Annotated in this window: 14 protein-coding genes; 9 read left to right on the forward strand and 5 right to left on the reverse strand. The window is 70.3% G+C overall.

Annotated features, from left to right (window positions below; translation table 11 throughout):
* Positions 1 to 17: 17 nt before the first annotated feature.
* Positions 18 to 2,093 (reverse strand): PhoX family phosphatase, encoded by a 2,076-nt coding sequence (locus LG388_RS05655; protein WP_225781890.1) that lies wholly within the window; start codon positions 2,091 to 2,093, stop codon positions 18 to 20.
* A 184-nt stretch (positions 2,094 to 2,277) separates the two neighbouring features.
* On the opposite strand from LG388_RS05655, the gene LG388_RS05660 reads away from it, so the two are divergent.
* Together LG388_RS05660 and LG388_RS05665 are read left to right on the forward strand one after the other, a co-directional pair.
* Positions 2,278 to 3,044, forward strand: a protein-coding gene (locus tag LG388_RS05660) for an IS5 family transposase (RefSeq protein WP_225781891.1) whose coding sequence is annotated in 2 segments (ribosomal slippage) — positions 2,278 to 2,593 and positions 2,593 to 3,044 — 768 coding nt in all. Because the reading frame shifts where the segments join, the coding sequence is not laid out codon by codon here.
* A gap of 194 nt (positions 3,045 to 3,238) precedes the next feature.
* Positions 3,239 to 4,627 (forward strand): FAD-binding oxidoreductase, encoded by a 1,389-nt coding sequence (locus LG388_RS05665; protein WP_225781892.1) that lies wholly within the window; start codon positions 3,239 to 3,241, stop codon positions 4,625 to 4,627.
* Between the two features lie 42 nt (positions 4,628 to 4,669).
* On the opposite strand, the gene LG388_RS05670 is transcribed toward LG388_RS05665, so the two are convergent.
* Positions 4,670 to 5,590, reverse strand: coding sequence for a LysR family transcriptional regulator (locus LG388_RS05670; RefSeq protein WP_225781893.1), 921 nt, complete (start codon positions 5,588 to 5,590; stop codon positions 4,670 to 4,672).
* A gap of 70 nt (positions 5,591 to 5,660) precedes the next feature.
* Between LG388_RS05670 and LG388_RS05675 the strand changes: the two genes are divergently transcribed.
* On the forward strand, positions 5,661 to 6,659 hold the full coding sequence (locus LG388_RS05675) for a bile acid:sodium symporter family protein (RefSeq protein WP_225781894.1): 999 nt from the start codon (positions 5,661 to 5,663) through the stop codon (positions 6,657 to 6,659).
* Between the two features lie 49 nt (positions 6,660 to 6,708).
* Here the strand turns inward: LG388_RS05675 and LG388_RS05680 are convergent, their stop codons facing one another.
* From LG388_RS05680 to LG388_RS05690, 3 genes are all read right to left on the reverse strand, one after another.
* On the reverse strand, positions 6,709 to 7,509 hold the full coding sequence (locus tag LG388_RS05680; protein WP_225781895.1) for a hypothetical protein: 801 nt from the start codon (positions 7,507 to 7,509) through the stop codon (positions 6,709 to 6,711).
* A gap of 89 nt (positions 7,510 to 7,598) precedes the next feature.
* Complete coding sequence (locus LG388_RS05685) at positions 7,599 to 9,083, reverse strand: HAMP domain-containing sensor histidine kinase (protein ID WP_225781896.1); 1,485 nt, start codon at positions 9,081 to 9,083, stop codon at positions 7,599 to 7,601.
* Positions 9,080 to 9,847, reverse strand: coding sequence for a response regulator transcription factor (locus tag LG388_RS05690; protein WP_225781897.1), 768 nt, complete (start codon positions 9,845 to 9,847; stop codon positions 9,080 to 9,082). Before LG388_RS05690 ends, LG388_RS05685 begins: the two co-directional genes overlap by 4 nt.
* Before the next feature lie 98 nt (positions 9,848 to 9,945).
* Here LG388_RS05690 and LG388_RS05695 point away from each other — a divergent pair, with 98 nt between their 5' ends.
* The 6 genes from LG388_RS05695 to LG388_RS05720 all read left to right on the forward strand — a co-directional run bounded on the left by LG388_RS05695 (position 9,946) and on the right by LG388_RS05720 (position 14,244).
* Complete coding sequence (locus LG388_RS05695; RefSeq protein ID WP_225781898.1) at positions 9,946 to 10,608, forward strand: cytochrome b/b6 domain-containing protein; 663 nt, start codon at positions 9,946 to 9,948, stop codon at positions 10,606 to 10,608.
* Positions 10,605 to 11,405, forward strand: coding sequence for a molybdopterin-dependent oxidoreductase (locus LG388_RS05700; RefSeq protein ID WP_225781899.1), 801 nt, complete (start codon positions 10,605 to 10,607; stop codon positions 11,403 to 11,405). The genes LG388_RS05695 and LG388_RS05700 overlap by 4 nt, the downstream gene beginning before the upstream one ends.
* A 102-nt stretch (positions 11,406 to 11,507) precedes the next feature.
* Positions 11,508 to 11,744, forward strand: coding sequence for a pentapeptide MXKDX repeat protein (locus LG388_RS05705; protein ID WP_225781900.1), 237 nt, complete (start codon positions 11,508 to 11,510; stop codon positions 11,742 to 11,744).
* A gap of 51 nt (positions 11,745 to 11,795) precedes the next feature.
* Positions 11,796 to 12,542, forward strand: coding sequence for a peptide-methionine (S)-S-oxide reductase MsrA (gene msrA / locus LG388_RS05710; RefSeq protein WP_225781901.1), 747 nt, complete (start codon positions 11,796 to 11,798; stop codon positions 12,540 to 12,542).
* A 29-nt stretch (positions 12,543 to 12,571) separates the two neighbouring features.
* Positions 12,572 to 13,075 (forward strand): peptide-methionine (R)-S-oxide reductase MsrB, encoded by a 504-nt coding sequence (gene msrB / locus LG388_RS05715; RefSeq protein WP_225781902.1) that lies wholly within the window; start codon positions 12,572 to 12,574, stop codon positions 13,073 to 13,075.
* A gap of 275 nt (positions 13,076 to 13,350) precedes the next feature.
* Positions 13,351 to 14,244 carry a class I SAM-dependent methyltransferase gene (locus tag LG388_RS05720; RefSeq protein ID WP_225781903.1) on the forward strand — a complete coding sequence of 298 codons (894 nt, stop codon included), beginning with the start codon at positions 13,351 to 13,353 and terminating at the stop codon, positions 14,242 to 14,244.
* Positions 14,245 to 14,264 lie beyond the last annotated feature (20 nt).

Genomic DNA, 14,264 nt, shown 5'->3' on the forward strand with positions numbered 1-14,264 from the left:
TGGCGGCCGGTGTTCCTTCAGACGCCGACCGGCTTGCCGTCGGCCTTGCGGATGACCACCGTGGACGAGCGCGGGCGGACCTTGCCGCTGGGCAGGGCCGTGGCGTCGTCGTTGTCGTAGGCGGGCCAGTTCACCGGGTGCTGGATGTTCAGGAAGATGCTCGTGAAATCCGGCGTGTAGGCAAAGCCGGTGATCTCGGCTTCGTTGGGGCCGACGAAGAAGCGGCGCAGTTCGGCCTGGTTGCTCTTGTTGATGGCCGGGCCCGTGCCCTTGCTGTCGGCCAGCGGCGCGGGGATCACGGCCAGCATCTGGTCGTTGGTCGCCTTGGCCACGGCGTTGTTGCGGCCGCCGTCGATGCCGTTGTCGGTCTGGATCCAGAGGATGCCCCGGTCGTCGAAGGCGATGCCGTCGGGGCTGGCCAGCTGGTTGAGCGCCGTCAGGCCCGAGCGGTTGGTGTCGGCGTCCGCGTCGGCATTGGAGCCGAAGACGAAGATCTCCCACTGGAAGCTGTTCGAATCGGCCGCGTCGTGCCAGCGGATGATGTGGCCGTTGACGTTGTTCAGGCGCGGGTTGGCCGGGTTGGTGCCCGTGGTGGCGTTGCGGCTGGTGTTGTTGGTCAGCGTGAGGTAGACGTCGCCGTTGGTCGGGTGCACCGCCGTCCACTCGGGGCGGTCCATGGGCGTGGCGCCCACGAAGTCGGCCGCGCCGCGCGTGTTGATCAGGATCTCTTCGATCGTCTTGTACTTGTCGCCGAGCTTGCCGCCGTCCTTGCCGGCGGCATTCGGCGTGAGGGGCAGCCAGACGCCCTTGCCGTCGGCGTCGAAGCGCGCCACGTACAGCGTGCCCTTGTCCAGGTACTTGGCGCCCACGGCCAGGCGGTCGGTGCGCGTGGCGTCCTTCGGGTCCCACTTGGCGTCGGACACGAACTTGTAGATGTATTCGAAGCGCGAGTCGTCACCGCTGTAGAAGGCCAGCGGCTTGCCCTCGACCGGGTTGCCGTAGGCCGCGCCTTCGTGCGCGAAGCGGCCCATGGCCGTGCGCTTGGTGGCGATGCTGCCCGGGTCGTAGGGGTCGATCTCGACCAGGTAGCCGAAGCCGTTGACCTCGTTGCGCCAGTCCTCGGTCGCGCTCGCGCCGGTGGCGGTGACGTTGAATCGGGCGAACTCGCCCTGCTGCTCACTGCGGTCGCCGGCAGCGGTTTCCCACAGGTAGCGGCCCGTCTTGGTGGGCACGCCCACGCGCTTCTGGTGGTCGGGCAGGGTGCCGGTGTTCACGAAGCAGGCGGCCCAGTTCTCTTCGGCCGTGATGTACGTGCCCCAGGGCGTGGTGCCGTTGCCGCAGTTGTTGTTGGTGCCGCGCACCTGCGTGCCATCGGGAGAGAAGGGCGTCTTGACCCAGTCCGTGCGGCCCACGGGGCCGGCCAGCGCCATCGGCGTGGCGGAGGTGAAACGGCGGTTGTAGCGCGAGTTCTTGACGATGGCCCAACGGCCACCTTCCAGGCGCACGTGCATCACGGCCACGCCGTGGGCGTTGATCTCCTTGCGCACTTCCTCGGCGGGGCGCTTGCCGTCGACCTGGGTCGGGCCGTTCGGATGGAGGGCCTTCTCGTCGATGTACTCGTGGTTCACCACCAGCAGGCCTTCGGTCGAGCTGCCCTGCAGCGGGAAGAAGTGCATGCCGTCGTGGTGCATGCCGGTGGAGTTCAGCAGGTCCTCGGAGCTGTTGTTGCCGTCCTTGCTCCAGGGTGCGGCCTTGTCGTTGAGCGGCGTGCCCCAGGCGCCCAGCACCTGGGCGACGTAGCCGGCCGGCACCACGCAGGCATCGGTCATCGAGGGAGGCAGCGAATCGAAGCCCAGCTTGAGCTTGGGTGGCTCGGGCGCGGGGGCCGGCGCGGGTGCAGGAGGCAGGACGGGGAAGCCGCCGCCACCGCTGCCACCGCAGGCCGTCAGGCCCACGCCGGTCATGGCGGCCAGCGCGGCCCCCAGGCCGCCGCGCGTGACGGCGCGACGCGACAGGTTCTTTTCCAGGATGGCGCTGAAAGGTTCGTTCGCGCTGCTGTTGCGGACGACCTTGTCCGAAATCGATTGGCTCATGGGGCAGTTCGCTCTGTGTGATGTCGAGGGGCTCGACGGGCGCGGGCAGTCTAGGAAGCGCGCATGACAGTAAAAAGTCAAACGCGTGTCAGCGCGGCCCGTCGCCGGGCCCAAGACGGCGCGAACGCCTAGGGACTGTTAACACTAATTGCGATGATTCAAGTTGTGATTGACACTGGCGAGCATGGAGATCACCGCCAAGCAATTCGCGCTCATCGAGCACTGCCTTCCGAGGCAACGCGGCAATGTCAGCATGACCAACCTGCAAGTCGTCAATGCCGTGCTGTACGTGGCCGAGCATGGCTGCAAGTGGCGCGGCCTACCAAAGCGGTTCGGAAACTGGCACACGGTCTACACCCGCATGCGCCGATGGGCCAAGGCGGGGGTGCTGGACAGGATGTTCGAGGAACTCCAGCGCGAGCAGGTGGTGCGCATCCGCATCGAGGCCGTGTCGCTGGACAGCACCAGCGTCAAGGTGCATCCCGATGGAACCGGGGCTTTAAAAAAAACGGACCGCAAGCCATTGGAAAGTCCCGAGGCGGATGGAACACCAAGGTTCATCTGGTTGCCGCGGATGCTCGAACGGCCGTGACGTTCTGCCTGTCGCCCGGGCAGGCACACGATGCGGCCGAAGGAAGGCGGTTGCTCCAGACTCTCGGTCCAACGAGTCGGCCGGTGCACCTGCTCATGGACCGAGCCTACGAAGGCAAGGAGACGAGGCAGTTGGCGCTCGACCTGGGCTTCATCCCGGTTGTGCCGCCAACGAGGAAGCGCCTCGACCCCTGGGAATACGACCGTGAGATGTACAAGCGGCGCAACGAAGTCGAACGGCTGTTTCGGCGGCTCAAAGGCTACCGCCGTATCTTCTCGCGCTTCGAGAAGCTCGACGCGATGTTCCTCGGCTTCATCAGCTTCGCGCTGGTGGCTGACGGGCTTCGAGGTTTGTGTTAACACGCCCTAGACTGCGGCACCTGCCGCGACGCCACCGGGGGCCACAGCGAGCGGCCCCGCCGCGGGGTTCCGCGGTCTCGGCCCGGAAACTGCATGCGCCTTCCCCATGATTCCCATGACCCTTTTCCCGCCCGCCGGTGTGCGGACCGCACCCCTCGCCTCCTCGTCGTCTGCCCCCGGAAAGGCGGCCCGCCATGCCTGACTCCAGCGCGCTGCCGGACGCCCTGGCGCAAGCCCTGGGCGCCGGCGCCGTCCTCACGGGCGAAGCCATCCCGCCGCGCCACCACAGCGACTGGAGCGGCGCGGCGCCTGTGCGGCCGCTGGCTCTGGTGCGCCCGCGCAGCACCGAGGAAGTGGCGGCCGTGCTGCGGCTTGCCCACGCATACGGCGTCCCCGTGGTGCCGCAGGGTGGCCTGACGGGCCTGGCCGGCGCGGCCGTGCCGCATGCCGGCGGCATCGCGCTCTCGCTGGACCGCATGAACGCCATCGAATCGGTGGACGCCGCCGCGGCCACGCTCACCGCCCAGGCCGGCGCGACCTTGCAGGCCGTGCAGGAAGCGGCCGCCGAGCGCGGCCTGCGCTTCGGCGTGGACCTGGGCGCGCGCGGCTCCTGCCAGATCGGCGGCAACCTGGCCACCAACGCGGGCGGCAACGGCGTGCTTCAGTTCGGCATGATGCGCGAGCAATGCCTGGGCCTCGAAGTGGTGCTGGCCGACGGCACCGTGCTGCCCATGCTGCGGCCCATGATCAAGAACAACACGGGCTACGACCTCAAGCAGCTGTTCATCGGCGCCGAGGGCACGCTGGGCGTCATCACGCGCGCGGTGCTGCGCCTGCGGCCCGCCCCGGCGGCGCAGGTCACGGCGCTGGTCGCGCTGGCCGACTTCGACAGCGCGCTCGCGCTGCTGGGCCGCCTGCAGCAGCGCTTTGCCGGCAACGTGGCGGCCTTCGAACTCATGTGGCGCGACTTCGTCGCCGCCTCGCTGCAATGGCAGTCGCTGCGCGAGCCCTTCGACGCGCCGCATGCCTTCGCCGCGCTCATCGACGTGACCGGCCGCGACGAGGAGGCACTGCGCGGCGCGATCGAAGAACTGCTGGGCGAGGCGATGGAGGCCGAACAGGTGCAGGACGCCGTGATCGCCCAGTCGCGGGCACAGGCCGCCATGCTGTGGAAGATCCGCGAGGCCACGGCCGAGCTGCCCACGAACATGCACCCGCCGATCAACTTCGACGTCAGCCTGCCGATGGCCGAGATCGGCCGCTTCGCCGAGCGCTGCCGCGCCGCCTTCGACGCACGCTGGCCCGGCCACATCGCCGTCTTCTTCGGCCATGTGGGCGATGGCAACCTGCACATCTCGGTCGATGGCGGCACCGTGGGCCATGACGAAGCGGGCGTGGAACGCATCGTGTACGACACGGTGGCCGCGTTCCAGGGCAGCGTGTCGGCCGAACACGGCATCGGCACGCACAAGATGCCCTACCTGGGCGCCAGCCGCACGCCGCAGGAACTGGCCGCCATGCGCGCCATCAAGGCCGCGCTCGACCCCAAGGGCATCATGAACCCGGGGAAAGTGCTGGACTGAAACGCAATCGTCGGAAGCGCCGGGCCCACCCGGCGCGATGCGCTACGTCGACTCGCGCTGCCGCAGCTCACCCGCCACCTGCGCCACCAGGTCCCAGGCCGCCTGCACCACCGGCGCCAGCGCGCGGTTGCGCCGGTGCACCAGCATGATGTCGCGGTCCACGCGCGGCAGCAGCGGGCGCTGCACCAGATCGATCAGGTCGCCGCGTGCCACGGCCAGCCGCGGCACCACCGACACGCCCAGCCCCGCCTCCAGCATGCGGAAGATGGTGGTGGGGTGGCCTACCTCCTGCGCCACCTGGGCCTGCACGCCCTGGTCGGCCAGCGCACGGTCGATCAGGCGGCGGCTGCCCGAGGCCTGATCGAGCAGCACCAGCGGTTCGCCGGCCAGCTCGGACCAGCGCACCGCCCCCTTGCCGCCCCGCTTGCGCGCCAGCCGGTGCGTGCGCGGCAACACCAGGCAGAAGGACTCCGACAGGATGGTCTGCATGTGCAGGTCGTCGTTCTCGCCCGGGTCCACCACCACGCCGAAGTCCACCTCGCCCAGCCGCACGCTGTGCAGCGTCAGTTGCTGGATGCGGTCGAGCACCACCAGCTCCAGTTCCGGATGCTCGCTGCGGCAGCGTGCGATGCAGGCCGGCAGCAGGTGCGCCGACAGGGTGGGGCTGCTGGCCACGCGCACGCGGCCCCGGCGCTGCGTGACCAGGCCCTGCACTTCCTGCAGCACGGCGTTCAGCTGGTCCAGCGCGCCTTCCAGTCCGCCGGCCAGGCTGCGGCCGGCGTCGGTCAGCACCACCTCGCGCGTGGTGCGATTGAGCAGCTGCACGCCCAGTTGCTGCTCCAGCTCGTGCATGGCGCGGCTCACGGCCGGCTGCGTGAGCCCGACCTGCTCACCCGCGCGCGTGAAGCTGGCCAGGGCCGCCACGGCCTGGAACACCTGGAGCTGGCGCAGGGTCACATTCATGCAGCTGCATCATAAATAGATCAGTCAAATCAATTTCTCTTTTGGGCCGCGCAGGCATCCAATACGGCGCATGCAACGCCCCCGCTTCCTGCCCGACAACTTCATGCTCCTGCTGCTGGCCACCGTGGCCCTGGCCAGCCTGCTGCCCGCGCGCGGCGCGGTGGCGCAGGGCCTGGGCGGGGCGACCACGGCGGCGGTGAGCCTGCTGTTCTTCCTGCACGGCGCCAAGCTGTCGCGCGCCGCCATCCTGGCCGGCATCGGCCACTGGCGGCTGCACGCGATGGTGGTGGGCGCCACCTTCGTGCTGTTCCCGCTGCTGGGCTGGGCGCTCAAGCCCGTGCTGTCGCCGCTGGTCACGCCCGAGCTGTACATCGGCGTGCTCTTCCTGTGCGCCCTGCCCTCCACGGTGCAGTCGTCCATCGCCTTCACCTCGGTGGCACGCGGCAACATGCCGGCCGCCATCTGCGCCGCTTCGGGCTCCACCCTGATGGGCATCGTGTTCACGCCGCTGCTGGTGGGCGTGCTGCTGGGCCAGAACGCCGGCATGGGCGATCCGCTGGCGGCCGTGGGCCGCATCGCGCTGCAACTGCTGCTGCCCTTCATCGCCGGGCACCTGCTGCAGCCGGTCATCGGCGGCTTCGTCAAGCGCCGCGCGGCGGTGCTCAAGTGGGTGGACCAGGGCTCGATCCTGCTGGTGGTGTATGCGGCCTTCAGCCATGCAGTCAACGACGGCCTGTGGACCGCGATGCCGCTGCCTGCGCTGGCCGGCCTGGCGCTGGTCTGCGCCGTGCTGCTCGCGCTGGTGATGGGCCTGCTGGTATGGAGCAGCCGGCGCCTGGGCTTTTCCAAGGAAGACGAGATCGCGATCGTCTTCTGCGGCTCCAAGAAGAGCCTGGTCAGCGGCGTGCCGATGGCCAACGTGCTCTTCGCCGCCAACGTGGCCGGCGCCATCGTGCTGCCGCTGATGCTGTTCCACCAGATGCAGCTGATGCTGTGCGCCTACGTGGCGCGGCGCTATGCGCAGCGCGAGGAGTCCGCGGTGCCGGCCGCGCTGCCCGAGCGGGCCTGAAGCGGCGCCTTCCCGGGAGCGCAACGGGGGCCGCCGGCGCCGGCAGCGCTCAGCGCCCCGGCTGCAGCAACGCCTTCGCGGCCTCGATGCGCAGCGCCAGGGCCACGCCCTCGTCCTGCATCACCTGGCGCAGGAAAAGGCGCGCCTGCTCCTGATGATCCGTGACGGCGGCGGCCGGCGCGGACGCGCGGCCCTGCGGCGCCGATGGCCCGCCATGCGCCGGGGAAGGCGTTGCAGCGGTTTCCGAAGCGGCCGGCGGCAGCGCGCCTTCTTCCGCCGCATTCGCCAATGCCGCCAGCGCCGCCTCGAAGTCGGCGGGCGCCATCGGCTCCAGCGCCCGCAGCAGATTCGCCTGCCCTTCCTCGTTGGGCGGAATGTCGAGCCACGGCGTGTCGCCGAACACGGGGGCCAGATCCGGCGCCACGAAGGCTGACCAGTCGCCCGAGGCTTGCCGCGCAGGCACCAGGGCGGCATGGACGGGCCGGGCCGACGAAGCCACGTCCTGCACCGCCGGCCACAGCCGCACACGGCGCGCATCCACGTCCGCCAGAAAGCGCCGCTGCAGCCCCTCCAGAAAGGCGCGGGCGCGCGCGGCCGGCACCGGCTCGGCCAGCGAGAACCACAGCTGCATCGCATCCACGCCCGACACGGCGATGCCGGGCGCCGGCAGCCCCAGGTCCGCCTGCACGCCCTGCCAGACACGTCCCAGCACCGACCATTCGGGCGGGCGCGTGAGCTCCAGCACCAGCGCACGCACGCGGTCCGCCGGGTCGATCAGGGCCGGTCCGGCGTGGGTGCCCGAAAGCACAAGAAAGAGGCGCTGTTGTTCGAAGGCGAGCTGACTGAGCATGGCAGGAGCAGGAGCAGGAAAACGGATCCAGGCAGAGCGACGCAGGGGCGGGCCGCACACGGCCGACGATAGCGCCTCGGCGCACCGGCCTACTCCAGCCCGAACGCGAACACCGCGCCGGCACCGGGCCGGGGCACCAGGCGGATGTCGCTGCCGTGCAGCTGCAGGATGCGCCGCACGATCATCAGCCCCAGTCCGCCGCCGCGCTCGCCGCGCGTGGCGAAGGCCGGCCGCGTGAAGATCACGGGCTGCAGCGCGTCGGGGATGCCCGGCCCCGTGTCGGCCACCTCCACCTGCACGCCGGCGCGGCCGCTGCCTGCCGCAGTCTGCAGCCGCACCGTGATCACGCCGCCCTCGGGCGTGTGGCGGATCGCGTTGTCCAGCAGGTTGGTGAGCACGCGTTCGATCATGGCCAGGTCGGCGGTCACGCCCGGCAGGCCGGGCGCTATGTCGGCCACCAGGCGCTGGCGGCGCGCCTCGGCGGCCAGCTCGAACTTCTGGAACAGGTCCTGCACCAGATCGGCCAGCGCGAAGCGCTCCTTCTCGGGCTGCACCACGCCGTACTCCAGCCGCGCGAGTTCGAACAGCTCCTGCGCCAGCCGGCCGACCTTGCGGCTCTGGCCCAGCGCGATGTCCAGGTAGCGGCGGCGCTCGTCGGCGTCCAGCTGTTCGGCCTTCATGCGCAGCGTCTCCAGGTAGCCGTGCAGCGACGTGAGCGGCGTGCGCAGGTCGTGCGAGATGTTGGCGAACAGCTCGCGCCGCTGCTGGTCCTGCGCCGTGAGTTCCTGCCACTGCGCGTCGATGCGCCGCGCCATGCGCTCGAAGGCCTGGCCCAGCACGCCGATCTCGTCCTGCCCGCGCGCCACGGCCTGCAGCGCCGGGGCCGTGCGGCCGAAGGCCGCCACGCCCTCGCGCTCGAAGTCCTGCACCGCGCCCGTGAGCTGCCGCAGCGGCCGCGTGATGGAGCGGAAAGCCACCAGGCCGGCGACCAGCCCCAGCAGGGCCACCAGCGCCGTCGCCCACAGCGTGATGCGCAGGGCCGAACCCGCGGCGATGTGCGCGTTCAGCGCGTCGCGCTCCTCGCCCGACAGCACCACGTACACATAGCCCGCGTCGCGCCCGTCCACGCGCAGCGGTGCGGCGCTGAACACCTTGCCCCCGCCCTGGCTGCCAGGAGGCATGCGCGGGTCGTCGCCCAGCACCGGCAGCGCCGCGCCGGCCAGCAGGCGATGCACCGGCGCCAGGTCCACACGGTCCTGCTTCAGGTGCCCGGGCGGCGCGGCCTGGGCCACGATGCGGCCCGCCGGGTCGAGCAGGTAGACCTCGACGCTGGGGTTCACGGCCATCAGCATGTCGAACAGGCGGCGCACCGCCATCGGGTCCAGGCCCTGCGGGCGCATCAGCTCGGCATGGCCGGCGATGTGCGCGGCCAGGCCCAGCGACAGGCGCTGCGTCACCTCGCGTTCCTGCCGCTCGCTGGCCGCCATCTGCAGCCAGGCCGACACGCCCGAGCAGGCCAGCAGCAGCACCGCGAACACCAGCGACAGGCGGCGCGAGAGCGTCCAGGCCTTCATGGCGGCGGCTCCGTGGCCGCGTCCACAGGGGCGGCCTCGCCCTCGGCGCCAGTGCCCGCCACCAGCCGGTAGCCGCGCCCCCACACGGTGAGGATGCGGCGCGGCGCGCCGGGGTCGGCTTCCACCTTGGTGCGCAGCCGGTTGATGTGGGTGTTGACGGTGTGCTCGTAGCCGTCGTGCTGGTAGCCCCAGACCTTGTCGAGCAGCTCCAGCCGCGAGAACACGCGGCCCGGGTGCCGGGCGAAGAAGTGCAGCAGGTCGAACTCGCGCGGCGTCAGGTCGATGGCGCGCCCCTCGACCCAGGCCTCGCGCGTGACCGGGTCCAGCGCCAGCTGGCCCACCTCCAGCCGGCCGGCCTCCACGCGCGCGCTGCGCGCCATGGCCTCGCTGCGCCGCAGCAGCGCGCGCACGCGCGCCACCAGTTCCAGCACCGAGAAGGGTTTTGCCAGGTAGTCGTCAGCGCCCAGCTCCAGGCCCAGGATGCGGTGCACCTCGCTGGAACGCGCGCTGGTGATGATGATGGGCGTGTAGCGCCCCACGGCGCTGTGGGCGCGCGCGGCGCGGCAGATCTCCAGCCCGTCCACGCCGGGCAGCATGAGGTCCAGCACCAGCGCATCCCACGGTCCGCGCGCCAGGGCCTGCAGGCCGGCATGGCCGTCGGCCGCGTGGGTGACGGCATAGCCCTCGTCGGCCAGGTGCATGCGCATCAGTTCGGCGATATGGGCTTCGTCCTCGACGATCAGCACGCGCTTGGGGGTGTCCATGGGGCCGGATTGTGGGCCGAAGCCGGCGCCCGAGTTGTCACGATTAATTGAACTTTCCGTGATGAAACGGCAAGGGGGTGCGCACCACACTGCGCCCCATGCCAAACGCCCATTCACCCACCGACACGCCGATTCACCCCGGCTGGCTGCGCGCCTGCCACTGGCTCAACGCGCTGGCCGTGTTGGTGCTGGTGGCGAGCGGCTGGCGCATCTACAACGCGGCGCCCTTCTTCCCTTTCGAGTTCCCGGCCGCTCTGACCCTGGGCGGCTGGCTGGGCGGTGCGCTGCAGTGGCACTTCGCGGCGATGTGGCTGCTGGCAGCCAACGGCCTGGTCTACCTGCTGCTCAACCTCGCCACCGGCCGCCTGGCCCGCCGCTTCTTCCCGCTCACGCCGGCCGGCCTCTGGCGCGACCTCAAGGCCGCGCTGCGCGGCGCGCTGACGCACACCGACCCGCGCCACTACAACAGCGTGCAGCGCGCGGCCTACCTGTTCGTGATGCTGGACACCGTGCTGCTGGTGCTGTCGGGCCTGGTGCTCTGGAAGTCGGTGCAGTTTCCGCTGCTGCGCGAGCTGATGGGCGGCTACGAAGCCGCGCGGCGCGTGCACTTCTTCGCCATGGCGGGGCTGGTCGGCTTCGTCGCGGTGCACCTGCTCATGGTGATGCTGGTGCCGCGCACGCTGAAGGCCATGCTCAGCGGCCGGGCCGGCCGCACCGATGCCGCGGGCCCGGTGGCCCCGACGATCAAGGAACGCGCATGAAACTCTTCCGTCGTCCCCCCCTGCCTGCCTTGTCGGCGCTGGACGCCGAAGCCGCCCTCACCGAGGCCCGCCGCGAGATCGGCCGCCGCATCGAGGCCCCCGCGCGCCGCGCCTTCCTGCAGCGCTCGCTGACGCTGGGCGGCCTGTCGATGCTCAGCGGCTGCAGCCTCAGCGACTCCGCCAGCGTGGAGGCCGCGCTGGGCCGCGTCTCGCGCTTCAACGACGGCGTGCAGGGCTGGCTCTTCGACCCGACGCGGCTGGCGCCCACCTACCCGGCCTCGATGATCACGCGCCCCTTTCCGTTCAACGCCTACTACGGCGAGGACGAGGTGCGCGTGGTGGACGCGGACCGCTGGCGGCTGGACGTGGGTGGCCTCGTCGCCGACAGGCGGCCGTGGACCCTCGCCGCGCTGCGTGCCCTGCCGCAGCACGAACAGATCACGCGCCACATCTGCGTGGAAGGCTGGAGCGCCATCGGCCGCTGGGGCGGCGTGCGCTTCTCCGACTTCCTGGCCCGCGTGGGCGCCGACACGACGGCAAAGTACGTCGGCTTCCGGTGCGCGGACGACTACCACACCAGCATCGACATGCCCACCGCCCTGCACCCGCAAACCCTGCTGGCGCTGGACTGGGACGGCGCGCCGCTGCCGCCCCGGTACGGCTTCCCGGTCAAGCTGCGCATGCCCACCAAGCTGGGCTACAAGAACCCCAAACACATCCAGGCGCTCTTCGTGACGAACACGAACCCTGGCGGCTACTGGGAAGACCAGGGCTACAACTGGTTCGGAGGCAGCTGAGGGCCTCGGCCCCCGGCGCCTGCGACACGGGCGGCGGCGTTCAGACAGGAACCCGCGCCCCCTTCACTCCCCCTCAGCACTCATCCCCTCAAGGAGCTCCTCATGAACAAGTTCAGCACCGCCCTGCTCGCCGCCTGCCTGGCCCTGGGCGCCACCGCCGCCCTGGCCGCCGACGAGATGAAGAAGGACGCCATGGCCCCATCGTCGATGGCCAAGGACGGCATGGCCAAGGACGCGATGAAGAAAGACGCGATGAAGAAGGACACGATGGGCAAGGACGCCATGGCCAAGGACGGCATGGCGAAGGACGGCATGAAGAAGGATGCGATGAAGCCCTGACAAGGTTTGAACCAATCCGCCCTGCCCGCTCCTGCACAGAAAGACTCTGCCATGAACCCTCTGACCGACACACGCCGTGCCCCAGGCCCCTCGCGCCGACACGCGGTCGCCACCCTCGCACTGGCACTGGGCGGCGGCCTGGTGGCCTGGAAGGCACTGCCTGCGCGGGCCGCCTCTGCGGCCGGCGAGGCCGTGCGCCTGCCGCCGCCCCAGGATGGCGGTGCCCTCCTGAGCGGCGCCTCCAGTGCCGGCTCCGACACCGCCGTGCTGGCCGGCGGCTGCTTCTGGGGCGTGCAGGGCGTGTACCAGCACGTCAGGGGCGTGACGGGCGCCGTGTCGGGCTACGCGGGTGGCGAGGCGCGCACGGCGAACTACGACGCCATCGGCTCGGGCCGCACCGGCCATGCCGAATCGGTGCGCATCCACTACGACCCGCGCGAACTCAGCTTCGGCCAGTTGCTGCAGATCTACTTCTCGGTGGTGCACGACCCGACCCAGCTCAACCGCCAGGGGCCGGACGTGGGCACGCAGTACCGCTCTACCATCTTCGCGCAGAACGCGCAGCAGGCCCGCATCGCCCAGCTCGAGCAGGCGCGCAGCTTCGGCGCGCCCATCGTCACCACCCTCGAGCGCGACAAACCCTTCTACGAAGCCGAGGCCTACCACCAGGACTACATGACGCGGAACCCGCGCCAGCCCTACATCGCCCTGCACGACCTGCCCAAGCGCGACAACCTGAAGCGCCTGTTCCCCGCGCTCTACCGCGAACAGCCGGTGCTGGTCCGGGCGCGCGGTTGAGCGCGAACCCGCACGAGGAGCCCCTCCCCATGACGCCACGCCGAGACTTCCTCCACACGCTGGGCGCCGGTGCCCTGCTGGCCGGGCCCGGCTGGGCCGCGCTGCTGCCCACCGCCCGCGCCGCCCAGACCTATGCCGTGACGCGCACCGAGGCCGAATGGCGGGCGCAGCTCACCCCCCAGCAGTACCAGGTGCTGCGCCAGGCGGGCACCGAGCGCCCCTACTCCAGCCCGCTCAACCACGAGAAGCGGGCCGGCACCTTCCACTGCGCGGGCTGCCAGCAGGCCCTGTTCTCGTCGGCCACCAAGTTCGACAGCGGCACCGGCTGGCCCAGCTTCTGGCGCGCCCTGCCCGAGGCGGTGGAAAAGAAGACCGACCGCAGCCACGGCATGGTGCGCGACGAGGTGCTGTGCACCCGCTGCGGCGGGCACCTGGGCCATGTCTTCGACGACGGGCCGCGGCCGACCGGGCTGCGCTATTGCATGAACGGGCTGGCGCTGGGATTCACACCGGGCGCGCCAGCCGCCGGCTGAAACGCTGGGGCCGGGCCTGTGGCGGCCAGACCAGGGCTGCCTTGGACCGCTATCTGCGCTCGCGCGTCGGGCCCAGCCTTCGCGCCATGCCCGATGGAAATGAGGTTCTTAATTAGAAAGTTTGAATATTTCCAAAGGTAAATGACCCGAATTTCCGAGGTCATTCTTTTTTATTGAAATTTCTCCGATCCCTTCTTATCTTCTGGCGCTCCGAGTCGGGTCATGGTTGAAACCGGCACGGAATTTCTGACCACGATCGAAGCAAGAGGGAACCCATGGAAACTGGTGTGCGCAGCGCCACCGCAGATTTCGCCGCCTTGATGCGCGCCGCGCATCATCAGCTGGACCACGCCCCCAAACTCCTGGAAGACTCGCTGGCACTTCGCCTGGGCGGCCTGAACTCCGCCGACGAGCTGCTGCAGGTGACGGGGAAAATCGGCAGCGAACTGGCCGCCCGCCTGCCCGGCTCCTCGGGCGAGGCGCTGATGCGCGACACGCGTGCGGCCATTGCCGTGCGCAGCTGCATCGCCGAGGGGCGGCTTCGCGAGGCCCTGGCGCGGGGCGTTCGCCAGTACGTGATCCTGGGGGCCGGGCTCGATTCATCGGCCTACCGCCTGGCGCGGGAGCTGGAAGGCTGCACCGTGTTCGAGGTCGATTTCCCGGCCACGCAGGAATGGAAGCGCGCCCGATTGCAGGAACTCGGTATTTCCGAAAGGGACTCGCTTCATTTCGTGGCCATCGATTTCGAGAAAGAGTCGCTTTTCGACCGTCTGCAGGCCGCAGGCTTCGACCTGGCGCGGCCGGCCTTTTTCTCGTGGATGGGCGTCGTCTGGTATTTGAGCGAGCCCTCCTTCTACGCCACCCTGAAGGCGGTGGCCGGCGCCGCGCCCGGCAGCGAAATCGTCTTCGAATACCCGGTGTCGGCGGCGCACGTGCAGGCCGAAGACCGCCCGCTGGCCGCGATGATCCGCATGCTCGGTGCCGCGCGCGGTGAGCCGGTGGGGCCCGGCTTCGATCCGGCGCCGCTGGTGGCCGCCGTCCGGGACCTCGGGTTCGACACGGTCACGGACCTGTCCTATTCGCAGATCCAGGCCCGCTATTTCGACGACCGCTCGGACGGGCTGCGGATGCCCGGCATCGGGCATCTGATGATCGCCTCGCGCCACTGAAAAGGGGTGAGCGCCCCGGG

The sequence above is a fragment of the Xenophilus sp. Marseille-Q4582 genome, from assembly GCF_916700565.1.
Lineage (GTDB): Bacteria > Pseudomonadota > Gammaproteobacteria > Burkholderiales > Burkholderiaceae_C > Xenophilus.